A 21,973-nucleotide genomic window follows, 5' to 3' on the forward strand; every position below is an offset into this window, starting at 1 on the left:
CGGAGACCATCGTCATGAGCTCACGCAGGCGGGAATGGCTGGTATGCGCCACGATCTTCGTGCTGACCGCGATCGAGTTCCTGCAATTGAGCATGGTCGCCTTCGGCGCCGGCCCGATCATGGGCGAGGTGAGCATCACGCCGGAGGACTTCAGCCTGATCGCGGCGGTCTACGCCAGCGTGGCGATCCTGGTGATCTCGATGCAGCGCTGGTGGGTGACCCATCTCGGCGGACGGCTGTTCATCCAGTGCGCCACGGCGGTGTCGTTGCTCGGCGCGGTGCTGTGCGCGAGCAGCCATGATTTTGCCTCGTTCCTGCTGGGGCGCTTCGTGATGGCGCTGGGCGGCGGCGTATTGTTTACGTCGGCGCGCATGATCATCCATAACCGACTGGCCGGACCCAAGCGGTTCTACGGCATCAAGTCGCTGGCCTATGCGCTGGCGCTGTCCATCGCCGCCGGGCCGTGGCTGGCGGCGCAGATGGTGTCCGCCGATACGTGGTCGGCGATGTTCTGGCTGCTGGTGGTGCTCGACGTGGTGGCCTTCGTGCTCGCCAGCTTCAGCCTCGACAACAGCCTGCGCGGCTACGAGCAAGGACGCAGCGACTGGAATCCGTGGCAACAGGTGCTGCTGGCCGGCGGCAGTTTCGGGCTGCTGTATTCGCTGCAGCGCTTCTACTACGACTTCTATGGTGACGCGCTGTTCGTGATCGGCGTGCTGGCCGCGGCGCTGCTCGCCTTGGTTGTCTACGCCCATCACCAGCGTCGGCACCGGCAGCCCCTGCTGCACCTGGGGCCGATGCTGCATGCGCGCTACATCGCCGGCATCGCGCTGTTCCTGTTCGGCTACCTGATGCTGGGCGCGAACAACTATGTCATCCCGGTGATGCTGCAGCGGACGCTTGGCTATTCGTGGGCAACCGTGGGCGACTTCGAGGCCGTCGGCGCCCTGGCAGCGGCGGCCACCTTCACCGTGGTGTCGAAGCTGTTGCCCCGGCACCCCGCGCCGCGCAAGTTCTGGATCACCGGCTTCGTCGCGCTCGGCCTGTTCGGCATCATGCTGGCGCGCTTCGATCCGGCAGCCAACCCGTGGCTGCACGTGCTGCCCGCGCTGGCCTGTTACAACATCTTCCTGTTGACCGTGTTGCCCATTGCCGCCATGCAGACGTTCCGGCAGATGGAGAGCGACGAGACGCTGTTCTCCAACGCGCAGCAGGTGAAGAACATGCTGGCCCAGGCCGGCATCGCGCTGGGCATCTCGGCCGCCACCCTGGGCCAGCAGTGGCGGGCCACCGTCCACTACAACGTGCTCAACGCGCAGGTGACGCCGGACAACCCGATCTACCAGGCCACCATCCACCACATCCAGGACGCGTTGTCGGCCAGTGTCGGTCCGGCACAGGCCGGCCAGATCGCAGTGGCGCGCGTGGCGCAGATGCTGGGCCAGCAGGCCGCGCTGCTGGCCAATATCGACCATTTCATCCTGATCGCCGTACTCGCCGCGCTGGGCATCGTGGTGACGCTGATGCAGCGCGTGTTCAAGTGAATGCGTCGCCCCATGGCATCGCCAACGATGCGGATGCATTGACGGTGCGCGCACCGCTGGTGCCGCCGGCCAACGCGGGCATGCGCAAACTGCTGCTCGCCGTGGAACGCTTGCACAAGGGCCTGCAGCAGGCCATCGAAGACTTGCTGGCGCCGCACGCGCTGTCCGTGTCCCAGTGGCTGACCCTCTGCGCCGTGGCCGAGGAGGGCGGGCGCACCCTGACCCATCTGGCACGGCAGCTGGATCGCGATGCCGGTTCGCTGTCGCGGGCGGTTTACCTGCTCAGCCAGCGCGGCTTGTTGAGCCCCCTGCGCAATCCGCACGACCGGCGCAGCAGCCGGTTATCGCTCACGCCGGAAGGCCAGCGCATCCACCAGGACGTGGCGCCACGCATCGCGCGGCTGCTGGTCGCGCTGGATGCAACGCAGGCCCGGGCCGGCCACGCGCATGCGTCCGTTTCCCCGGTGTTGGACGACCTCGCCGCGCGGATCGAGCAGTGCAGGCAGCGAACCCCGTAGGCCTGATGGCGCGTCTTTCGACGCCAGGGTCGGCGCATCGTGTGGATGTGACGGGAAAAGCCTAGCGGCGGCGTTTTCGTGCAAGTGGAAGGGTGGCGCGGGTGCTCTGATGCCTCTCGTGCCCCCGTGTTCCAAACTGCCCAAGGGAGAGTCACCATGAAGACTTGCAATACGTCGTCGTTCAAATGGCTGCCGCTGGCTGCAGCACTGATCGCCGGCAGCGCGAACGCCCAGGTGAGCTCGCCACAGCCGCCGCTGAAGTACACGCCCACGCAGATGGTCGAGACGCTGCACGGCGTGTTCGGCGATCACCATGCGCGCGCCATCCATACCAAGGGCATCATGCTGACCGGCCGCTTTACCCCGTCGCCCGAGGCTGCGCGGGTTTCCAGCGCGGTGCATCTGCACGGCGCCAGCGTGCCCATCATCGTGCGCTTCTCGAATTTCGTCGGCGTGCCGGATGCGCCGGACAACGACCCGATGTCGTCGCCGCGCGGCATGGCCATCCGCTTCACCCTGCCTGATGGCAGCAGCACCGACATCGTGTCGCACTCGTTCAACGGCTTTCCCAGCCAGAACGCCGACCAGTTCCGCGAGCTGCTGCAGGCCATCGCCGCCAGCGGTCCCGACGCCGCCAAGCCGACCGCTTTGGACGGCTATCTGGCCACGCATCCGGCGGCAAAACATTTCCTGACCGTGGCCAAGCCCGCGCCGGTCAGTTACGCCACGCTGCCGTACTACGGCGTCAACACCTTCAAGTTCATCAATGCGCGCGGCAAGGTCACCTACGGTCGCTACCAGATCGTCCCGCTGGCGCCGGCGCAGTACCTGAGCGATGCGCAGGCGAAAGCCGCCGCGCCGGAATATCTGTCGAAGGAAATCGGCGAGAGGGTGGCGCAAGGCCCCCTGCGGTTCCGCCTGATGCTCCAGGTTGCCGGCAAAAACGATCACATCGACGACCCGTCCATCGCCTGGCCGGACGCGCGGCCGCAGGTCGAGCTGGGCGTCATCGCCATCGATCACCTGGTGCCGGACAGCGTGGCGGCGGAAAAGAAAATCGTGTTCATGCCGAACAGCCTGCCCAAGGGCATCGAGGTGGAGGACCAGATGGTCAACTTCCGTTCGGCCGCCTACGGCGTGTCGTTCAGCGCGCGGCAGTAAGACCCACCACGGTCACCCAATCTCGGAGCACCGCCATGTCCTTCGCCCTGGTACCCGGCAATACGTTGATCACCGCTACGCCCGAGGAGGGCCGGCAGCTCGCCTTCAAGCTGGCCCGGCTGGCCATCAAGGCAACCCAGCCCGACGACGCGATCCGTGGCCGCTTGCGTGACGTCTACGCGACCGACCCGGCGATGCTGATGGCGGCAGGCCATACGGTAGCGGTCGAATTCGCCACGATTGCTGCCGCCAACCACTATTGGCGCGTATCCGCGTGAGCGCGGTGCGCCGCTCCCTGGTCGATCGTTCCCAACCGCCGCAACGTGATGGCCACGGGCTGCCGCACGGCAGCCTGCGCCACGACTGCGTGCTGTACTTTCGCGATCTGGCGGTGGCGACGATCATCTTCGTGCCGTTCTGGAGCCTGCTTCATCTGCTGCGGGTCTCTGGTTCGCACTGAAGCGTGGCCGTGCCACGACCTGCGAAGCCAGTCCCGACACCGATGCAGCCGCAGGCGGGGCGCATCAGCGACGCGCCCCGCCATTATTTGCGGCCGTCAGGCCGGCATCTTGCGGAAGGCGATGGAGAACCGGTTCCAGCCGTTGATTGCCACCACCAGCAAGGTGAGGTCGGTGATCTCCTCGTCGGTGAAATGTGGCTGCACCGCCTGCCACACGTCATCAGGCACGTGGTCACTGCTGACCAGGGTCAGCGATTCGGTCCAGGCCAGCGCGGCGCGTTCGCGCTCGCTGAAGAACGGCGTTTCGCGCCAGGCGCTGATCGTGGCGAGGCGCCGATCGTCCTCGCCACCCTTGCGCGCGTCCGCCGTGTGCATGTCCATGCAGTACGCGCAGCCGTTGATCTGCGAAGCGCGCAGGCGCACCAGTTCGACCAGCCCCTTTTCCAGGGAGGATTTTCCGACGCGCTGTTCCAGGCCGATCATGGCCTTGATCGCTTCCGGGCTGGACTTGTAGAAATCGAGACGCTGGTTCATGGCGAACCCCATGGCAGTTGATGGAACGGACAACTCTAGGGCGCCGCGAACAAGCTGGATTGAACATTCTCGCCCTGCATTGCGCATTCGCGATCGACAGGCGATCGAGGCCAACGAGCGACAAAGAGTCAACAACGCGCAAAAACGGACAATCCGCCACCGCCGGGTCTGACTATCGTCGAGTCCGTCATCAGCGAAGAGGGCGACGGGATGGGCGCGATACCTTCGATCCAGCGGTCGGCAAAGCGGTCACTGCAGGCCATGCTTGTGGCGGCGTACCACGTCGACCCCTCCGACCAGCTGATTGCGCCAGTGGGTGCGGAAAGCTACAGCACCGTGTTCAGCCTGATTCCCGCCGCACTGGCCGTGCTGCGCGTGGCCGCCGAGATCGAGCCGGACCCGGCCGACGTGATGCACTGGTACCGGCAAACCCGGATTGCCGAGCTCGGCTACCTCACCGCGGCGGAGCTGGTCTCGCTCGGGCGTACCGAAACGGTGATCGCCTTCCTGAGTTCGATACGCGACGGCCAGCGCGGCTGACGGCCGTCGCGCGTCGCGCCGTTCCACCGAGAACTTTCCAGCGAGCATCCCATGCGCAAATCAACCATGAACTTCAGTGAAGTCGCCCGCGAGATCGCGCGGATCAATTCGCAGCGGGACCAGATCGTGCTGGACGCGTTCTCCACCCTGGAATGCCGGCATGCCACGCTGGCCCAAACGCTGCTGGACAACGTGGGCAACCGTCAGCGCGCGGCCTACTGGATGTGCACGCATCAGAAGGCGTTCGAGGGTCGCACCGCCTACGAAGTGCTGGCGGACGGCGACGAGGACCAGGTCTGGGAGCGCATACCCGGCAACCCGGAGGGCGAGCCGATGAATCGCCTCGAGCGGTCGCGCATGGCGTACTGAAGCCATGGCGCAGGCATGTGCGGCGAAAAGGCAGAGGGACGTCCATACGTCTGAACCGGCGGCGCATGCAGGGTAGGTGAGATCTACCCAAACGAGGGCATCACCACGCCAGCTTCCTGCCTACGATCATTCCCGACCCTCGCGCCAACGCGAGCTGCGGACACCTCGTCCGGGGACGGCAGACATGCTGCAGGGAATTTTCGGCGAGCGCCTGGGACGCTCGTTCGATCTGGGCGATCCGCCCACGGTGCTGAGCTCCACGTCGGGTGGCCAGGCCCTGGCCGCCACCGAAATCCGCTTCGATCCTTCCGCTGAAGGCTTCCGTGCGCCGCTGGGCAACGACGACGGCTACCTGGTGGGCCTGCAGTTTCGCGCGCTGCGCCGGCACGAGCTGTGGCTGGACGGCGCGCCGGTGCCGGTGCAGCCGTTCGAGCGCGGCTGCAGCTGCATCTACGACCTGAAACGCGATCCCGTCGCGTGGCTGGGCGAGCCGGTGCATTCGCTGAATTTCTACGTGCCATGCCAGGCGCTCGCGGAACTGGCCGACGAGCTGGGCCAGTCCGCCTGCAACGAGCTTCGCCAGGAGCCGGGCCGCTTCGTCGACGACCGCGTGATCGACTGCCTGGGCCAGTGCCTGCTGCCCGCCCTGCACGGCACGCAACGCGGCAACCAGCTGTTCGTCGACTACGTACTGCTGGCAGTGCGCCACCACCTGGCGTCCAGCTATGGCGGCATGCGCACCGTCAGCCAGACCATCCAGGGCGGGCTGGCGGCATGGCAACAGCGCAAGGCCAAGGAACTGATGCGCGCCAATCTGGTCAGCGGCATCGCGCTGGAAGAGCTTGCCCAGGCCTGCCGGTTGTCCACCAGCGCCTTCGTGCGCGCCTTCCGGAAAAGCGTGGGCATGCCGCCGCACCAGTGGCTGCTGCAACGGCGCATCGACCGCGCCATGGAATTGATGCGCGACCGCTCGCTGCAACTGGCCGACGTGGCGTTGTCGTCCGGCTTTGCCGACCAGAGCCACTTCACCCGCAGCTTCGGTCGCAGGGTAGGGCGAAGCCCCGGGGCATGGCGCCGCGATTGCGCGGCCTGACAAGCGCAAGCGGGCTCAGGAATCCATGAACCCGCGGCGGATCGCAATGGTCACCGCGTGCGTCCGGTCCTCGGCATTGAGCTTGGCCATCAGGCTCTTCATGCGCGCCTTGACCGTGTCCTCGGAAATGCTGAGCGCCTCGGCCACCTCGCGGTTGCTCTTGCCCTCGGCCACCAGCCGCAACACGCTCAATTCGCGCAGCGTCAGCGATTCCGAACCCAGGTGATTGGCGATGTTCTGCGCCGCTTCCGCCGCCACCACGTGGCGCCCCGCCGCGGCCGCCCGCACCGCGCGCAGAATCTCGTCGCGGCAGGCGGATTTCAGCAGATAGGAAATCGCGCCCAGCTTCATCGCGCGGGTCACGCGTGCGTCGCCGGGGAAGGTGGTCAGCACCACCATCACCGCCTGCGGATAATCCGCCCGAATCGCCTGGATCGCCTCCAGCCCGTCGACATTCGGCATCTGCAAGTCGATCAGGGTCACGTCCGGCTGCAACGCGCGATAGCGCTCGATCGCCTCGGCCCCATCGGCCGCCTCGCCGACCACCTCCATGTCCGCTTCCTGCGCGATCGCCGCGCGCAAGCCATCGCGCATGACGGGATGATCATCGGTGATCAACACCCGGATGACGCCGTCGCTACTGCCCATGATGACGCCTCGCTCGAAGATGGCACGGCGCCGCACGACGCCCTGCCGGCATCCGTGCCCCGATGGTTTTGCGCACAATATCGGCTGTTGGGTGCTGGGGCTCAATACCCGAATGGGTAGGTGGCTTGGATTCTGCTAAATGTAGTAGTTCTATGCGTGCGGCATATCTCCCATTCCAATGCCTGCAGATCTGCACAAACCGCATGCTCATATCTGTCACACGACTTGAAATTGAAGAAGATACTTGTGGGTATATAAGGTCAATGGGCGTAACCCCTCTGAATTAGATCGAGGCAATCAGTAAACGTGCTATCGATGTAATCGGACTTGGTGATGTAGATACCAGCCTCATCACGCGGCTTGTCCCTTGGATCGCCTTTGAAGGAAAGCCAGTTGAAGCTGGTGGTGATAGCGTATCGACTATCCGACACAAGCACCTTTCGGTGCGTGTTGCCGATGAAAGTAAAGGTGAAGTTCTTAAAGCGCTTTTCTAGATCCTTTAGATCGCGATCGGCTTTGGGGGTGATCGCCAACTTTCCGCCTGCCTTATTCTTACCATCTTCATCGACCAAGCCATATCCTATATACACTTTGATACCATTACGAAGCAGTGTTTCAAGGTTACGCACGAATCGGTCGGTTACTACCTGATGGCGAATCCATGGCGAGATGATCATCAATCGCTCCTTGCTGTTGATCAGTGCATCCTCTAGCAGCCCGGGATGTTCATGACACCTGATGTTCTTTAGCGTTGGGTTAACGACAGGAGTCGGCAAAGTATCCTCGGATTTGACCTCAGTCGATATCCCTCCAGTAAGGTTCTGTAGATGCAAGAGCTGAGACTTCTCGCTTTGTCCAAGCGCTGCCTGATTTACAACCTCTGAAAACTGGTCAGCTAGGACATGCTTGGCTCCGACCTCGTCCATTCCGCCTAGGTCTCGGAATGAATTTTCATGCTCAACCGAGATTCTGTTGTCGAGATAAAATGCTACCTGCGTTTCGTTTCCTGTTTCCGAGCGGAAATAAAGCATGGTACAGGGGACAAATAACATTTCCCTTCGCTCAATTCTGCGTATGGCCAGTAGCTCCTTCGAGTCCTCATTAGGTCGCCGCAGCCTTTCCAGCGCCGCGTCGATATCTTCGAGTAAAACGTCTTCAATTTCAGGCCGCTTCGCCCCGCACAGGGGGACTTCCATTTTTCCTTCGCTTCTGACTTCCTTTGCCTTCCACAGCAACCCTGACTGGTGGAATACCACCCGTTTCAGGAAAGGATCGAACATCAACTTGATGATTCGTTCTTCGGGAACAGACATGTGCGCGAGATCGACGGCAGCTCTTCCTTTCAAGGTTAAGCTGGCCGTTGCTTCACCATCGCTGGCGCCCATGTAGTTGATGAGTTCCTGCGAGTTGAGACTTGCTAGTACCGTGGTAAGCACTACGTCTTCAAGCCCAAGGAACTCCCGAATTTCCGAGGTCCGACCTAATCCAGCATCGATGGCGCGCAAGCATCCCTCTTCGATCGGATTGATGGGCTTTTTTTCCAAGGTCAGCACCTTGACCGTCAACTGATAGACGGGCAACGCAGCATCTTTGAAGTGAGCCAACTTGAACCCGGGGCGGGAAACTTGCTCGATATCGAAGTCAAGCCCGGCACTCATTGCTGCACCTCCTCGATCAGGCACGAGTCGGGGTGGCGTTGCATGTAGTCAATGACGTCTTTTAGCGGGTTCTTGTCACTCGCGGTCTGCATGCAATACGAATGGTCGCCAACTATCACCAAACGCTCCTTGGCACGCGATAGCGCCACGTTGATGCGCTCCAGTTCCTTCAGGAAGCCGAGACCCTTAACGTCCGAACGCGTAACCGAGAAAATGGCCACATCAGCCTCCCTGCCCTGGAAGGCATCGACGACGTTGACGAAAATTCGCGAGAAACTGCTCCACCTATGCTTGCTGGTATCGATGGCCATCTGCAAACGACGCCTTTGCTCGCCGTAACCCGTTAGAACGGCAATCGAGCGCTGTTGCCCTTTCCACTTTCCATGCTGGATATCAAAATCCATCCTGGTCAGGATGCGCTCGATGATCTTCACTTCGAGTTCGTTGTAGTGAGATGTGCCGACCGTTCTCGAGGATCTGTTCGTGGCGCGACTCGTGGATTTCCAAATCACCGGTTTCGGTAAAGTCGAGGCTAATGCGGGATCTGGCGTACGAGGGAAGCTTTTCAGCTGACGATCATAGAAGCATTCGGAAATCATGTCGCCGATTTCCGGAAGCATACGATGCTGGGATTTCAGTACCTTATGCAGCTCATCTGGCAAATGCTCGGTTAGATGCTTGAACAGCGTGGTCTGCTGATCGGCGGCGGATAGGCCATACTGCTTCAACAGTCCGCTGGACTTTAGCTCGGGATCTTGAAATGGGGACAATTGCTTGTTGTCGCCGACGAGGACCGTCCTTCGCGCTCTGGACATAGGTACGAGCACTTCCGTCGGAGTGGCAATCGATGCCTCGTCAACAATACATAGGTCGTAAGTAATCTCATTGCGGCCAGGAACACCCATCACGCCAAGGCAAGTTCCTGCAACGATGTTCGATGATGCAATGAGAGCAGCTCGGAACTCCCGCCCTCGGCCAAACCTAGTTTCCCAATCCACATGCGCCGCAATCATCATTCGAAGTTGCTTTCCTTCCGGAGTCTGGGGCGCGTAGTTATCAGCCCATGAGCGCAATTGGTCGGCGCCGCTCTCGGCAAGCTCCTGGATGACATCCTTGTCGGACTCGTACTTCCTGAATTCAGCAACCGACTCTTTGATGGCTCGCTCCAGGGATGCTTGCTCACCGACTAGTCCTCCGAGCTGGTCATCAAGCCCATCCCGCAGCTCCGGCTCCATGGATTCACGCTCTTCAGGGTCGAGGCTGCGGATCTGGCTGATTTCGACTTCGACCCTCTCAAGACGTTCCTTTAACCCGGCATGGGTACCAATTGCCATGGCCATACGCGTACTGGGTATCTCAACGCCATGATCACCGGCCCACTTCTCGATAAATGCCCTGCCACGTTCCACCGCTTCCTTGCGCATAAGTGGCAGCTTTCTATCCACGAGAAGCGCCTTGGAGGATGCTGCGATACGCTCATCATCCTCATGGCCGATTCGAACGGCACGAATCTGGCTACCTCCCTCCTTTGCGATGCGTTCCAGGGAATTGTCCAACGCCACGTGGGTTTGCGATGTCAGTAGAATCCGGGATGTAGGATTGACCTGTAGGGTTTGGAGGACTAGTTCCGTGATGAACGTGGTCTTGCCCGTACCTGGCGGCCCCTCCACGACCATCAATGATGGACTGGCTACAGCCACTCTGACTGCTTCCTGCTTATCTTCATCTATCTGAGATTGAACGAACTCAACCTCTTCGATTCTGGGTATCACAACCGTCGAGGGATCCATGATGTACTCCCCCAAGCTAGGATCGACGGCGCGGCCATACCTTACGGCATCAACCGCCACCTTTTGCTTGTCCAGTGCCGCGTCTGCCTTGGTTGTGTCGACAGCGAACATCCCCCTTTCCGAGATCGCAGATACGTCGATCCGGTTCCGATCGCTAGGCTGAACATGCACGATCTGGTTGGCGATGCCAACTACAGTTCCAAGGAACGTCCCATCGGGAACGTCTACCTTGATATCCTTGTCTTCAAGCACGGATACGTCTTGTCCATCTCGGGCCTTGAAAGCCACAAGACCGCCCAAGAAATCGATCTTGTCGTAGATAAATGATCTCTTTCGTGAGTTCTCAAGTTCAGTCTTAGCTGTCAGCAGATCCAACCAGGCCCTAAACATCTGCTGCCGAGCCTGCTCGATCCGGCGCAACTTCTGCTCGGTCGAGAATTCATTCAGCCGCTCACGAATCAAAGCGATAGTCCGAATAGATTCGGGCTTCGCCAAGCCGCCGAAAGAAAATTCACAATTCATCGGCATCGCGTTCTCGCGATCCCTTTCCATATCACTGACGGGGATCTCGTGAGCCGCAATCAGCTTCAAGCTGCTGGGCACCTCGTCATCCGCCACTGCGATATATCCATATCGCTCTCCAAGCATGCGGAGTGCCCTCTCTTCGTTGGGCTGGACTCCCTCTTTTGCCCTTGCATACTCACAACGTGCTTCATTCAAGTCCGCAAGAACATATCGGTTTATGGCGTCAACACCACTCATGCAAATGTCGTAGGAAATGACGTCTCTAACCTTCTTTGTCAGGTCAATGTAGATTGACCCATGCTTGGCCAGATCCGCTTTCGGCTGCGCTCGATCCAGTTCGGCGAGCAGGACAACTGCATTGATCTGCCTTTCGGATGGGTTATCTAGGGCAAGGCCCTTTCGGAGGATTCGTCGAATAGACTCATCGACATTAATAGTATCCAATGTCCTATGGAGATTAACATGCGACTTCGGTAACTCATTGCTCAACATGGCAATGCTTAGCGCGGAAAAACCGAACACGTCGCGCGAATAGCTATAGTTTCCATCATCCTGTTCGGGTGGAGCGAAGGGGACGGACGCAAAATGCGAAAGCGTTACGCCGGGGTCTATGAAGTTTCTAAGTTTAGAGATGCCAAAGTCGCAGACCCGAACGATCCCATCATCCCCCACCAAAATGTTCGATGGCTTGATGTCTCGGTGGACAATCGATTTTCCATGCGCAAATGCGAGCGCAGAAAGTATAGGGCGCCCAATCTGGACGAAATACGTCGGCCAGTCTTCAAAGTGACCTTCCTGCCGAATTGTTTCCAGGTCCTTGGGAACCCATTCCATGACGATGAAATGCTCACCGGTATCCGTTTCGAGTCCGGAATCCAAGATCTTCACGATGTTCTCGTGCGTCAGTGCGGAAAGGGCCTTCGCTTCACGACGAAAGGACTCTTTAACCACGTCGTCCACACCACTTGAGCTACGGAAAACCTTGATGGCTACACGTTTTCCGCTTTCAATCTCCAACGCCTGGTAGACATTGGCTATCCCCCCCGAACGCGGTGCTCCAGCCGTCACGTAGCGATTGTTGGCAAACATGCGCGGCGCAGTTTGCGGTTTCAAGGTCAACGTTTCACGTCCATCAGTCATCTTATCCCCTTACCCCGCTCGTACTGCTGATAGAGCTGATGAGCGCGTTCGCTTAAAGAAAGTATGCGGCCGATTATTGATGGCCGGGTCCCTAGATCCGGTTATACGACTCATCCTTGGCATACCGGATGGTGGCTAACCCCTTGAAGCCCCTTGAGCTTAGGGTGGCCGGGTCCAACTAACAAGCTAACCTCCAGCTTTATCCTGCTTGGCGGCGTAGACGCAGTGCGCTCCAGCTCATGTCCGCTTCGGGTCAGATTCCGCCGGTCGACGACTTAGGTCTGTAACAGATCATCACTCGGCCGTGTCATGCATTCGATCCAGTGTGTGCGGGGCTGGCTGCAGAGGGGCCGCACGCAGCCAAACCAGCCTGCAAAACATCAAGAAAGTACAAGCCGCGCCCGACCAAGCGCAGGATATGATCCCGCCAGGCTGTGCCATCCAAGGGTATTCCCCCGCGGGTGTCGGCAATCCGGAATACTGCTTCCATGCCCTCATTGCTCGCAGCCCGTACCAGCCGCCAACGTCCCCGACGTTTTCGATGCATCGCGCCCATGGTGCTCGCGCTGGTCATGCTCGCGGCTACCTCGCTCCAGGCTTCCACGCCGCCGGAAACGTTGGCGAGTTTTCAACGCACGTCCTTTGCCAAGTCCGACGGCGCACCGGCCGGGATCAGTGGCATGGCGCAGACGGACGACGGGTTCCTGTGGATGTCGGGAACCAAGGGTCTGACCCGTTTCGACGGGGTGCAATTCACGCCGTTCAAGCCGGCACCGGGCGAGCATTTCCTGGAGGCGCAGTTGGGAATGCTGTTTCCGGCCGAAGGGGGCGGCTTGTGGATACAGAACGACAATGCGGGTCCCACCCTGCTGAAGAACGGCCACTTGACCCATTTCGGACTCGGCCAGGGGTATGTCGGAGCGGGGGTGACTCCTTTTCCCTTCTTCAGTGATCCACTCGGTGCGGTGTGGTCGGTGTCCAACAAGGCGGTCATGTATTTCAAGGACGATGCCTGGCACGTTGTCGCGCCGACGGTCCTGTCGGGGGACGGCTTCGGCAAGGGTGCGTTCGATGCGGACGGCAACTTGTGGTTGACCACCGGTGGCCCCGGTCTGCTGGTGAAGCCCAAGGGTTCCGCCAAACCGCCCATGCGATTGCCAGACATAGGAGGGTTCGACGGCAACGTCTTTGCGGGGCCTGCAGGCTTGCTCTATCTCGCGGACCGTCAGAATGGGATCGCCATCTATCGGCGCAGCGGCATCGCGCTCACCGAGATGACGGCGCCGATTCCCCTGCCGATCATCGCCGTCCTGCCTTCGCGCACGGGTGCGTTGTGGCTGATATCGAACAAGTACGTGGTTTCCCATGTGTCGCCGGAAGCGATCGCGGCGGCCGGGAAAAGCCATTCCGTACCGCCGTTGGAGGAAGTGCCCCAGCTTGGACGTTCGCCATTGAACATCATCGAGGACCGCGACGGGGACATTTGGACGGGCGGTGAGGGTGGCCTGGACCGCCTGGCCCGCACCGCGTTCCATCCGGTCGGACTGCCCGACGATATCCACGAAGTGTCAGCGTCAATCGACTCGGCCGGCAGCCTCTGGGTGGGCAGTGAAACACATCCGGTATTGCACCTTGCGTCACCCGCCGCACCGTGGAATTCCACCGAGGTGCCCAGCCTTACCCTGGCCACTTACGCCGACAGCGCCGACGGTACGGTCTGGGCGGCCAACAAGCTCGGGATCTGGAAGTTGTCGCCCGGCACGCCACAGCTGGTCGTGAAATATCCATCGTCCGGTCGGGGCGTTCCCTACAGCGTGATCAAGGATAAGGCGGGAACGCTGTTCGTGTCTTCGCCGCACCTGGGAAACGGAGTGCTGGCGTGGGATGGAAAGGCCTGGCATGACGTCCTGAAAAAGCACGCCACCGTGAAGGTCATGGCGGTGGACCGGCAGAACCGGCTGTGGCTGGGAGGCGGTGGGCCCAACCAGCTGATCGGGTTGTCGCACGGCATCGAACAACGGTGGGGCGAGGCGCAGAACCTGCGCGTGGGCACCGTTCGATCGCTCCTGGTCGATGGCGATGTGCTGTGGGTGGGCGGTGACGACGGCGTCCAGTTTTTCGACGGCAAGCGCTTCACCTCGCTGGTGAGCAGGGATGCCGAAGCATTCCAGACGGTCACCGGCCTGGTCAGGGACGCTGCGGGCAATCTCTGGGTACAGACGCTGGATGGTGTCATGCGAATTCCGGCCGCCGACGTGCGCAAGGCGATGGCGCTTCCCGGGTCGCGGGTAACGGCCCGCTTGTTCGATGCCACCGACGGCGTGCCCAGCGTGGTCGATGCAGACCGCATGCTGCCGTCGTTGCGCATGGGTGCGGACGGCCGCATCTGGACCCACACCGCGTCCGGGCTGGCATGGATCGATCCGGCCCGCGTGCCGAAGGCGCCGGCCTTGCCGCCGATCGTCGTCGAATCAGTGAGCACCGGTTCGGCCGTCTATCCGGCATCCGCGAGGGGCGTCGCGCTTACTTCTGCAGAAAATTCCTTTCGCATCACGTACACCACGCCGGCATTGAATCATCCGGAGCGCGTGCACTTTGCCTATCGGCTGGCCGGGTTCAACGACTGGCAGGATGTCGGCACCCGTCGCGAAGCGGTTTTCACCAAGGTGCCCGCGGGGCGCTACCAGTTCGAGGTGCGCGCTGTTCGATCGGGCGATACCGCCTCCGCCGTTCATGCGTCACTCGCTCTGACGCGCGCGCCGGCCTATTACGAGACCTGGTGGTTCCGCGCGCTGGCCGGCTTCCTGCTGGCGTTCGTGCTCTGGTTTGCCTATCGCATGCGCGTGAAGGCATTGGGACGGCAGATGCACATACGCATCGAGGAGCGCGAGCGCATCGCGCGCGATCTGCACGACACCCTGCTGCAGGGCGTGCAGGGTCTGCAGCTGCGACTGCAGACCTGGGCGGCGAGCCCCCGAATCGAGGCGACGCACCGGCAGGAGATGACCGACGTGGCGCTGCGCACGCGCGACATGCTTGTGGATGGCCGCGATCGCATCCTGGCGCTGCGCCGCGTGGACGCGTCGCCGGATCTTGCCGGCGATCTGCGTGCCATCGCGCTGGACTACACCACGCTGTATCGCGCGGGCTTCGTGCTGACCGAGGAAGGCGCGCCGCGGCCGCTGGTCCCCGAGGTGGCGCAGGAAATCCTGGACATCGCGCGCGAGGGCTTGCGCAACGCCTTCGTGCACGCCAATGCCGGCGCGGTCGAGTTGTGCATGCAGTGGCGGCGCGACGGGCTGCATGTTCTCGTGCGCGATGACGGCGACGGTATCGACGAAGCCGTGCTGCGTGACGGTGGCCGCGCCGGGCACTGGGGCTTGCAGGGCATGCGCGAGCGGGCGGAGAGGATCGGTGCGCGCCTGGTGCTGCGTCGTGGTGACGAGGGTGGCACCGAATTGTCGCTGGCGGTGCCGGCGCGCGCGGCGTACGCATCGGCGCGGCTGTGGCGGCGCTTGCGCAGGGTTCGGCAGGCAGGCTCGGATCAAGCGCCGGATTGACCTGACTGCGTTGTCAGCAACAGGCGCATGCGATCAAGCACTTCCTCCGCAGCGAGCGCATCGGCGAAATGGGATAGGCAGTGTCCCTCCGCATCGAGCAGGTAGGCGATCGCGGTGTGTGGCACGCGGTAGCCGTCGGGTTCATCCGGATCGCTGGCGCGCCGGGCAAATATGCGGAAGGCGGCCTTGGCCTGGTCGATCTGCGTGGTGGTGCCGGTCAAGCCCAGGAAAGCCGGGTAGGGTTGCAGGTAGTCGCGCATCACCTCGGGCGTATCGCGTGCGGGGTCCACGCTGATGTAGAGGCCGCGCACCGGCCAGCCTTCGCGGGCCAGTTGGCCGAGCACGCCGGCGTAGCGGGCCAGCGCACGCGGGCAGACCACGCGGCAATGGGTGAAGCCGAACAGCACCAGCGTGGGGCTGCCGCGAAACACCTGCTCGGTCACGGCGCGGTTGAAGTGGTCGATGAGCGAAAACTCACCGCAGCCAGGCATTGTGTTGACCGTGCCTGATTCGAATGGCATTTACTTAAGCCTCGTCATCCCCGCGAAAGCGGGGATCCAGTGACTTTCACGCGGCCAGCAATCTCATGGGTGTGCGCTGCGGTGGCGTCGTGCTCGAAAATCATCCGCATGGTTTGCACCCGCCGACCTGACCAGTGCAGCTCAAGTCCACGATCGATCGGCTGCAACGAAACCGGACCGCTGCAGGTGAGCGTGGATGCGTCGCCACTGGCGACCTGCACGTCGTCCAGCAGCAGGCGCCAGCCGCCGCGTCCACTGATGCGTCCGAGGATGATCCATGCCTCGGAGGACGGTCGGTCCGAACGCGTTTGCACGGCGAACCGCAGCGACTGCGTGGCGCGATCGAAGCGGGCCTGCAGCACATCCACGCCATTGCCGACCGCCACGATGGCCGGCTCGGCGAAATGGCCTTCGCCCCAAGGCGCCTCGTACACACCGCGCAGCCCGTCGCGCACATTGAGCCGCGCATAGGCCAGCAACACGTTGCCGGTCATCGGTTCGACCAGCGTGCGGTAGCCGGCGGCATCCTCGGCCTGGTCGTTGCGCGGATAGTACAGGCCGCCATCGCGCCACCGCGGCGCCATGCGGCGGTCGGCGTGCAGCAGCAATCCGCGCAGGGTTTCCTCATCGCCCATTTCCGAGGCCCAGGCGGCGACCCAGCCGAAGTCGGAATCGTCGTTGAGCACGACGTGGCCCTGCACCGGAGGACGCGGCGCGGACCTGACCGACAGCGTGCCATCGGGCTGGTGCAGCACGAGGTCGGCGAGTTGTTGCGGGTAATGCGCGCGCACGAAATCGCCGTTCCACATGTTCATCAGCGCGCCGCACCACGCGTCCACCCACGGCGCCTGCATCACGTTGGGGCGAACCGCGTGGGTGTCTTCGGCCAGCATCACGTGATAGTGGCCGTTGTCGCCGATGCGGCCGAATTGTTGCCACGCCTGCTCGTAGCCGCGGGTGACTTCGCTGGCCCGGTCGCCACCGGTGAGCAGGTCGTGCATGCGGAAGCCGAGGATGGCCGGCTGGTTGCAGATCTGGAAGATGCAGTTCGGTTCGCAGGCCACGCCGAGGTAGCCGCTTTCGACCATCTTCCAGTAGAGGTGTTCGTTGAGCGTGTTCTGGTCGTACTCGAAACGATGCCCGTCGCCGCCCCAGAAATACGACCAGTGCTCGAAGGTGATGGCGCCGGGTTGCGCGTAGCGGTCATCGTCGAACAGCACGTTGTACAGCAGGGTCAACGACTGCACGTAGGCGCTGTACATGATGTTGTCGCGTAGCACCGGGTTCCATTCTTCGCGGTACTGATCGCTCAGGTGCGCGTTGAAGATGCTGCCGCCGCGGCTGACGTCGCGCCAGTACAGCCAGCTCTCCGGCAGCAGCAGTTTCGCGATCAATCGCTCGAAGATCGGCTTGAACACGCCGGGCGCGGCTGGCAGGCGATGCACATGGGTGATCGCCAGGGCATACGCCATGTACGCCAACTGGAAACGGTAGGCGCCGAAATCATCCTGCCCCGTGCCGATGCCTTTCATCAGCGACCAGTCGTTGGCCGGCTGCAGCGAAAGGTTCTCGACGTGCCGCAGGTGACCGACCTGTTGCGGCGTCAGCGTGTCGGCGAGGCCGATGGCAGCGCGCACAGGCTCAGGCCTCCATCTCCAGCACGGCCTTGATGATCTTGCCCGCGTGCTGGTCGGCCACGGCCTGCTCGATGTCGTGGAACGGATAGAAGCTGATCAGCCGATCGAACGGGAAGCGGCCTTGCAGGTACAGGTCGATCAGCTGCGGAATGAAGACCTCGGAGATGGCGTTGCCTTCGATGTAGCCCTGCACGGATTGGCCGGCCAGCAGGAAGGTCAGCCACGGCAGCTCCAGCGGCTTGCCCGCCGCCGACGGCACGGCCACCAGCGCGACGTGGCCGAGGATCGCCAGTCCGCCGATGGCCGCGCCGATCAGCGCATTCACCCCGGCGGCGTCGACGATGGCGTCCACGCCGCGCGGTGCGATGGCGCGGATCGCCTCGCCCAGGTTGCCCGCCTGGCGGGTGTTGATGACGTGCGTGGCGCCCAGCTCGCGCGCGGTGTCCAGCCGCGCCTCCACCTGGTCGATCGCGATCAGCGTGGCGCAGCCGCAGACCTGCGCCGCCATGATCGCAGCCAGCCCGACCGGACCCATGCCGATCACCGCCATCGTGGAGCCTGCCTTGGGCCGGATACCGTTCATGACCGTACCCGCGCCGGTCTGGATGCCGCAGCCCAGCGGGCCGAGCAGCTTGAGCGGTACGTCCTTGCGCACCTTGATGGTGCTGCGTTGGTTGACCAACGTGTAGTGTGCGAATGAGGACTGACCGAAATAGCCAAGGCGTGCGCGACCACCGTGTTCGCGCTCGGCATGCGGGCCGTGCGGGTCGGCCTGAAAGTTGAGCGCAAAGAACTGATCGCAGTACATCGGCTCGCCGCTGAGGCAATGCGGGCAGGTGCCGTCGAACGCGGGCGCGAGCACCACGTGGTCGCCGGGCGCGACCTTGCTCACGCGGCTGCCGACCTTCTCCACGATGCCGGCGCCCTCGTGGCCGAACACGTTGGGGAAGGGCGCGTCGATCAGGCCGTCCTTGCTGGCCAGGTCGGTGTGGCACAGGCCCACGCCGACGATGCGCACCAGCACCTCGTCATCGCCCGGTTCGGGCAGCTCGATGTGCTCCAACTGGAAGGGTTGCTTCACGGATTCGACGACGGCGGCAAGGGTTTTCATGGGATGCACCTGTGGGGAAGTGGGAAGCGCTCAAGCCGAAGCGAGCACGATCAGCACGGCGCCGACGATCGCCACGGCGTCTTCCAGCAGTGCCGCGGGAAGGTCGTTATGGAAGGCTAGCGCCAGCGCACGCCGCGCACGGTGACCACTCCACGTGCCCAGGCCGGCACCGAGGGCGCCGATGATCAGGCCGGGCCAGAGCGCGCCATGGGTAGCGGTGAGCGTGGCGCCGGCCCATGCGCCGGTGACCAGACGGGTGCCGAACTGCATCGGGATCATCCGGCTGGGCGTTCTCGGCAGCTTGTCGTTGACCAGCTCGCCCAGCGCGGCCAGCACCAGCAGCCATGGCGTGATGGCGTAACCCATGAAGGCCAGCGGCGTGCCTTGCAGCGGCAACCAGCCCATGCGCGCGGCGCAGCTCAACACCGCGACGGGAGTCATTGCGCGCAGGCCGGCGATCACGCCGATCAGCAGCGCCAGGATGTCGATCATCATGATGGAGTTCTCTCGTGAGCAGCGAACGAATCAGCCGTGCAGCCTGATGGCCGTGTGGCCCACCAGTTCGCCCTGGTGGCGCGCGCCTTCCAGCTCGATGGCACTGGGTTGGCGCGAGCCGTCGCCGCCGGCGATGGTGGTGGCGCCGTAGGGCGCGCCGCCGACGATTTCATCCAGCGTCATCTGGCCCTGGTGGCTGTAGGGCAGGCCGACGATGGTCATGCCGAAATGCAGCAGGTTGGCGATGATCGAGAACAGCGTCATCTCCTGGCCGCCATGCTGGGTGGCGGACGAGGCAAACGCCGCGCCCACCTTGCCGTGCAGCGCGCCACGCGCCCACAGGCCGCCGGCCTGGTCGAGAAACGTCGCCATCTGTGCGGACATGCGGCCGAAACGGGTGCCGGTACCGACAACGATGGCGTCGTAATTTTCCAGTTCGGCGATGGTCGCCACCGGGGCCTGCTGGTCCAGTTTGAAATGGGCCTTGCGGGCGGTCTCCTCGGGCACGGTCTCCGGCACGCGACGGATCTCCGCCGTGGCGCCGCTGCGGCGCACGCCTTCGGCGATGGCCTGCGCCATCTGTTCGATGTGGCCGTAGGCCGAGTAGTAGAGAACCAGAACCTTGGCCATGTCGCGTCTCCGTGGGCTGCCGCGAGACATCGCTGCGAGATCAGGCTGATCCGCCTGGCGCTGTCAGGCACCGATTCTGGAGAGGCCGCGCGGCGCGTTCTTGGACGTTCGCGTCGGTGCTTGTTCAATCTCCGCGCAGCGAAATCGACGTGGCAGAACCTGCAAAGGGCAGCACGAACGCAAAAGACCTGCGCCAAGTTGCGGGCTAGTTTCGTGCACGGTGGATACGACAAGCCTGATCTCTTCCGTGGATGTTCCTGCACGCAGGAAGGGGCATTCGACAGGTGAGCATGAAGGTGGCAGGACACCGTTCTGGCTTTCCGGAGCGCCAGCGTTTTGAATCCGAGGAGTATTCGATATGAAAGCAAGCCGCATTCATGCCTTTGGCGGGCCCGAGGCTATCGCCATCGAAGAGATCGCGATGCCCGAACCGGGGCCAGGCGAAGTTCTTGTGCAAGTCCACGCGGCCGGCGTGGGTCCCTGGGACAGCTGGATACGCACGGGAAAAAGCGTGCTGCCGCAGCCGCTGCCCCTGACCCTCGGCTCCGATTTTTCCGGAGTGATCACCGGACTCGGCGAGGGCGTGACCGGCTTTGCGACCGGCGACGAGGTCTATGGCGTCACCAATTCCCGGTTCACCGGCGCGTGTGCCGAGTACGCGGTGGCTTCGGCAGGAATGATTTCCGCCAAGCCGCGTAGTATCACCCATCGGGAAGCGGCGTCGGTTCCGGTGGTTGCCACCACCGCGTGGCAGATGCTTTTCGAGCAGGCGGGCCTGAGCAGCGGCCAATGCGTGCTGGTGCTCGGTGGCGCCGGCAACGTTGGCGGGTACGCGGTCCAGTTCGCACATCGCAAGGGCGTACACGTCGTCGCCACGGGTTTTGCCGACCGGCTCGATGAGCTGCGCCGCCTCGGTGCGGACGAGACGATGGCGGCGGATGCGGCGCAGGCCGACGACCGAAAGGCTTCCTTCGACGCCGTGATCGATACGATCGGCGGCGAATGGCAGGTGAGGTCGATGCAGATGCTGAAGCCCGGGGGCGTCCTGGTCTCCGCCGTGAGCGCTCCGGATGCGGACGCTGCCGAAGCACTCGGTATCCGGGCCCTGTTTTTCCTGGTCAGGGTCAATACGTCCACGCTGGCCGAGATTGCCGCGATCATCGACCACGCCGCGCTGAAGCCTCGCCTTGGCCTGGTGCTGCCGATGGCCGGCATGGTTCGCGCGCACGAGTTTCTGGATGGCATTCGCAAACCGTCACCGCCGGGAAAGATCGTGATCGACGTGCTCGCCACCTCACCTTGAGGGACGTTGGCAGCCATGGCGGTTTGCAACTGCCGGAATGATCAAGTCGCGGCATGAATGGAAAAGAATCCGCGAGCGCCGCAGGCGAACATGCCATTGCCGTGGTCGCCGCCGGAAAGGTTCCGGCGCAGCCCACATTCCGCCCAGGAGAATGCCGATGAACGTTCGCCCGCTGATTCCGCCTTTCATGTTGGCTGCCCTGCTGGCTGCCGGTGCGGCCGCAGGAGCGTCACTGAAACCCGTCGAACACGAGACGGTCACGCCTGCGTTCGCGCACGCCATCCCCAACATTCCGGGCAAGGTGATCACCGCCGCGGTGGTGAATTACAAGCCCGGCGGCAAGTCGATATCGCATCGGCACGGGTCGGCCTTCGTGGTGGCGTATGTGCTCAGCGGTTCGATCCGCAGCCAGCTCGAAGGCGGTGAAGCGAAGGTCTATCACCCCGGCGAAAGCTGGACCGAGGCGCCTGGTGCGCATCACCTGGTCAGCGACAACGCCAGCGCGACCCAGCCGGCCTCGCTACTGGCGATCTTCATCACCGACAGCGGCAACACCAAGCTGGTGACCTACGACACGCCGTGAGGCTTGCAGCACGTGTGAAGTGGCCGATCGCCGGCATGTGTAGGAGCGCACCCTGTGCGCGAGCTCTAGCCCAGCTCCCCCGTACTCCCCCGCCACAGGGTGCGCTCCCAGACATGCCGGCAGTCCAACCCGGTTCGACGCAAGTTCATCGGC

Annotated in this window: 20 protein-coding genes; 11 read left to right on the top strand and 9 right to left on the bottom strand. The window is 62.8% G+C overall.

Annotated features, from left to right (window positions below; genetic code table 11):
* Positions 1-14: 14 nt before the first annotated feature.
* From UU7_RS04480 to UU7_RS04500, 5 genes are all read left to right on the top strand, one after another.
* The gene (locus UU7_RS04480) at positions 15-1,544 is read left to right on the top strand and encodes an MFS transporter (RefSeq protein WP_007805763.1); all 1,530 of its coding nucleotides are present in this window, start codon (positions 15-17) and stop codon (positions 1,542-1,544) included.
* Positions 1,541-2,062, top strand: coding sequence for a MarR family winged helix-turn-helix transcriptional regulator (locus UU7_RS04485; RefSeq protein WP_007805764.1), 522 nt, complete (start codon positions 1,541-1,543; stop codon positions 2,060-2,062). Before UU7_RS04480 ends, UU7_RS04485 begins: the two co-directional genes overlap by 4 nt.
* Before the next feature lie 156 nt (positions 2,063-2,218).
* Positions 2,219-3,223: a catalase family peroxidase gene (locus tag UU7_RS04490; RefSeq protein ID WP_007805766.1), complete on the top strand. Its 1,005-nt coding sequence runs from the start codon at positions 2,219-2,221 to the stop codon at positions 3,221-3,223.
* Between the two features lie 35 nt (positions 3,224-3,258).
* Positions 3,259-3,501 carry a hexameric tyrosine-coordinated heme protein gene (locus UU7_RS04495; RefSeq protein WP_007805768.1) on the top strand — a complete coding sequence of 81 codons (243 nt, stop codon included), beginning with the start codon at positions 3,259-3,261 and terminating at the stop codon, positions 3,499-3,501.
* Positions 3,498-3,683: a hypothetical protein gene (locus tag UU7_RS04500; protein ID WP_007805770.1), complete on the top strand. Its 186-nt coding sequence runs from the start codon at positions 3,498-3,500 to the stop codon at positions 3,681-3,683. The genes UU7_RS04495 and UU7_RS04500 overlap by 4 nt, the downstream gene beginning before the upstream one ends.
* Positions 3,684-3,779: 96 nt before the next feature.
* Here UU7_RS04500 and UU7_RS04505 read toward each other — a convergent pair whose 3' ends face one another.
* Positions 3,780-4,217: a carboxymuconolactone decarboxylase family protein gene (locus UU7_RS04505; protein WP_007805771.1), complete on the bottom strand. Its 438-nt coding sequence runs from the start codon at positions 4,215-4,217 to the stop codon at positions 3,780-3,782.
* A gap of 261 nt (positions 4,218-4,478) precedes the next feature.
* On the opposite strand from UU7_RS04505, the gene UU7_RS04510 reads away from it, so the two are divergent.
* The 3 genes from UU7_RS04510 (at position 4,479) to UU7_RS04520 (ending at position 6,219) form a co-directional block, all read left to right on the top strand.
* Positions 4,479-4,757 (top strand): hypothetical protein, encoded by a 279-nt coding sequence (locus UU7_RS04510; protein WP_007805773.1) that lies wholly within the window; start codon positions 4,479-4,481, stop codon positions 4,755-4,757.
* A gap of 51 nt (positions 4,758-4,808) precedes the next feature.
* On the top strand, positions 4,809-5,126 hold the full coding sequence (locus UU7_RS04515) for an antitoxin Xre/MbcA/ParS toxin-binding domain-containing protein (RefSeq protein WP_238530883.1): 318 nt from the start codon (positions 4,809-4,811) through the stop codon (positions 5,124-5,126).
* A 184-nt stretch (positions 5,127-5,310) separates the two neighbouring features.
* The gene (locus UU7_RS04520; RefSeq protein ID WP_007805776.1) at positions 5,311-6,219 is read left to right on the top strand and encodes a helix-turn-helix transcriptional regulator; all 909 of its coding nucleotides are present in this window, start codon (positions 5,311-5,313) and stop codon (positions 6,217-6,219) included.
* 15 nt (positions 6,220-6,234) lie between these two features.
* Here UU7_RS04520 and UU7_RS04525 read toward each other — a convergent pair whose 3' ends face one another.
* The 3 genes from UU7_RS04525 to UU7_RS04535 all read right to left on the bottom strand — a co-directional run bounded on the left by UU7_RS04525 (position 6,235) and on the right by UU7_RS04535 (position 11,980).
* The gene (locus UU7_RS04525) at positions 6,235-6,867 is read right to left on the bottom strand and encodes a response regulator transcription factor (RefSeq protein WP_007080779.1); all 633 of its coding nucleotides are present in this window, start codon (positions 6,865-6,867) and stop codon (positions 6,235-6,237) included.
* A gap of 260 nt (positions 6,868-7,127) precedes the next feature.
* Positions 7,128-8,525 carry a phospholipase D-like domain-containing protein gene (locus UU7_RS04530; protein WP_007805779.1) on the bottom strand — a complete coding sequence of 466 codons (1,398 nt, stop codon included), beginning with the start codon at positions 8,523-8,525 and terminating at the stop codon, positions 7,128-7,130.
* Complete coding sequence (locus tag UU7_RS04535; protein WP_083845932.1) at positions 8,522-11,980, bottom strand: AAA domain-containing protein; 3,459 nt, start codon at positions 11,978-11,980, stop codon at positions 8,522-8,524. Before UU7_RS04535 ends, UU7_RS04530 begins: the two co-directional genes overlap by 4 nt.
* A gap of 554 nt (positions 11,981-12,534) precedes the next feature.
* On the opposite strand from UU7_RS04535, the gene UU7_RS04540 reads away from it, so the two are divergent.
* Complete coding sequence (locus tag UU7_RS04540) at positions 12,535-15,540, top strand: sensor histidine kinase (RefSeq protein WP_007805783.1); 3,006 nt, start codon at positions 12,535-12,537, stop codon at positions 15,538-15,540.
* Here the strand turns inward: UU7_RS04540 and UU7_RS04545 are convergent.
* The 5 genes from UU7_RS04545 to wrbA are packed head-to-tail and all read right to left on the bottom strand — an operon-like array spanning position 15,525 to position 19,934.
* A complete protein-coding gene (locus UU7_RS04545) occupies positions 15,525-16,061 on the bottom strand; it encodes an SCO family protein (RefSeq protein ID WP_007805785.1) in 537 nt (178 codons plus the stop codon). The two genes, UU7_RS04540 and UU7_RS04545, sit on opposite strands and share 16 nt — an antisense overlap.
* A gap of 14 nt (positions 16,062-16,075) precedes the next feature.
* Complete coding sequence (locus UU7_RS04550; protein ID WP_007805787.1) at positions 16,076-17,698, bottom strand: linalool dehydratase/isomerase domain-containing protein; 1,623 nt, start codon at positions 17,696-17,698, stop codon at positions 16,076-16,078.
* A gap of 4 nt (positions 17,699-17,702) precedes the next feature.
* Positions 17,703-18,809 carry an NAD(P)-dependent alcohol dehydrogenase gene (locus tag UU7_RS04555; RefSeq protein ID WP_007805789.1) on the bottom strand — a complete coding sequence of 369 codons (1,107 nt, stop codon included), beginning with the start codon at positions 18,807-18,809 and terminating at the stop codon, positions 17,703-17,705.
* A gap of 30 nt (positions 18,810-18,839) precedes the next feature.
* The gene (locus UU7_RS04560) at positions 18,840-19,304 is read right to left on the bottom strand and encodes a DUF4126 family protein (RefSeq protein ID WP_007805792.1); all 465 of its coding nucleotides are present in this window, start codon (positions 19,302-19,304) and stop codon (positions 18,840-18,842) included.
* 30 nt (positions 19,305-19,334) lie between these two features.
* Positions 19,335-19,934 carry an NAD(P)H:quinone oxidoreductase gene (gene wrbA / locus UU7_RS04565; RefSeq protein ID WP_007805794.1) on the bottom strand — a complete coding sequence of 200 codons (600 nt, stop codon included), beginning with the start codon at positions 19,932-19,934 and terminating at the stop codon, positions 19,335-19,337.
* Between the two features lie 358 nt (positions 19,935-20,292).
* Here wrbA and UU7_RS04570 point away from each other — a divergent pair, with 358 nt between their 5' ends.
* Positions 20,293-21,237: an NADP-dependent oxidoreductase gene (locus UU7_RS04570; RefSeq protein ID WP_007805796.1), complete on the top strand. Its 945-nt coding sequence runs from the start codon at positions 20,293-20,295 to the stop codon at positions 21,235-21,237.
* 157 nt (positions 21,238-21,394) lie between these two features.
* Complete coding sequence (locus UU7_RS04575; RefSeq protein ID WP_007805798.1) at positions 21,395-21,820, top strand: cupin domain-containing protein; 426 nt, start codon at positions 21,395-21,397, stop codon at positions 21,818-21,820.
* Positions 21,821-21,973 lie beyond the last annotated feature (153 nt).

The sequence above is a fragment of the Rhodanobacter spathiphylli B39 genome (assembly GCF_000264295.1).
GTDB classification, from domain to species: Bacteria; Pseudomonadota; Gammaproteobacteria; order Xanthomonadales; family Rhodanobacteraceae; genus Rhodanobacter; species Rhodanobacter spathiphylli.

Bases quoted from the DNA above. Each gene is read 5' to 3' on its own strand.
- UU7_RS04525 (WP_007080779.1), bottom strand. From the start codon at position 6,867: ATGGGCAGTAGCGACGGCGTCATCCGGGTGTTGATCACCGATGATCAT.
- UU7_RS04510 (WP_007805773.1), top strand. From the start codon at position 4,479: ATGCTTGTGGCGGCGTACCACGTCGACCCCTCCGACCAGCTGATTGCG.
- UU7_RS04540 (WP_007805783.1), top strand. From the start codon at position 12,535: ATGGTGCTCGCGCTGGTCATGCTCGCGGCTACCTCGCTCCAGGCTTCC.
- UU7_RS04570 (WP_007805796.1), top strand. From the start codon at position 20,293: ATGAAAGCAAGCCGCATTCATGCCTTTGGCGGGCCCGAGGCTATCGCC.
- UU7_RS04530 (WP_007805779.1), bottom strand. From the start codon at position 8,525: ATGAGTGCCGGGCTTGACTTCGATATCGAGCAAGTTTCCCGCCCCGGG.
- UU7_RS04515 (WP_238530883.1), top strand. From the start codon at position 4,809: ATGCGCAAATCAACCATGAACTTCAGTGAAGTCGCCCGCGAGATCGCG.
- UU7_RS04495 (WP_007805768.1), top strand. From the start codon at position 3,259: ATGTCCTTCGCCCTGGTACCCGGCAATACGTTGATCACCGCTACGCCC.
- UU7_RS04505 (WP_007805771.1), bottom strand. From the start codon at position 4,217: ATGAACCAGCGTCTCGATTTCTACAAGTCCAGCCCGGAAGCGATCAAG.
- UU7_RS04490 (WP_007805766.1), top strand. From the start codon at position 2,219: ATGAAGACTTGCAATACGTCGTCGTTCAAATGGCTGCCGCTGGCTGCA.
- UU7_RS04555 (WP_007805789.1), bottom strand. From the start codon at position 18,809: ATGAAAACCCTTGCCGCCGTCGTCGAATCCGTGAAGCAACCCTTCCAG.
- UU7_RS04480 (WP_007805763.1), top strand. From the start codon at position 15: ATGAGCTCACGCAGGCGGGAATGGCTGGTATGCGCCACGATCTTCGTG.
- UU7_RS04520 (WP_007805776.1), top strand. From the start codon at position 5,311: ATGCTGCAGGGAATTTTCGGCGAGCGCCTGGGACGCTCGTTCGATCTG.
- UU7_RS04560 (WP_007805792.1), bottom strand. From the start codon at position 19,304: ATGATGATCGACATCCTGGCGCTGCTGATCGGCGTGATCGCCGGCCTG.
- wrbA (WP_007805794.1), bottom strand. From the start codon at position 19,934: ATGGCCAAGGTTCTGGTTCTCTACTACTCGGCCTACGGCCACATCGAA.
- UU7_RS04575 (WP_007805798.1), top strand. From the start codon at position 21,395: ATGAACGTTCGCCCGCTGATTCCGCCTTTCATGTTGGCTGCCCTGCTG.
- UU7_RS04545 (WP_007805785.1), bottom strand. From the start codon at position 16,061: ATGCCATTCGAATCAGGCACGGTCAACACAATGCCTGGCTGCGGTGAG.
- UU7_RS04535 (WP_083845932.1), bottom strand. From the start codon at position 11,980: ATGACTGATGGACGTGAAACGTTGACCTTGAAACCGCAAACTGCGCCG.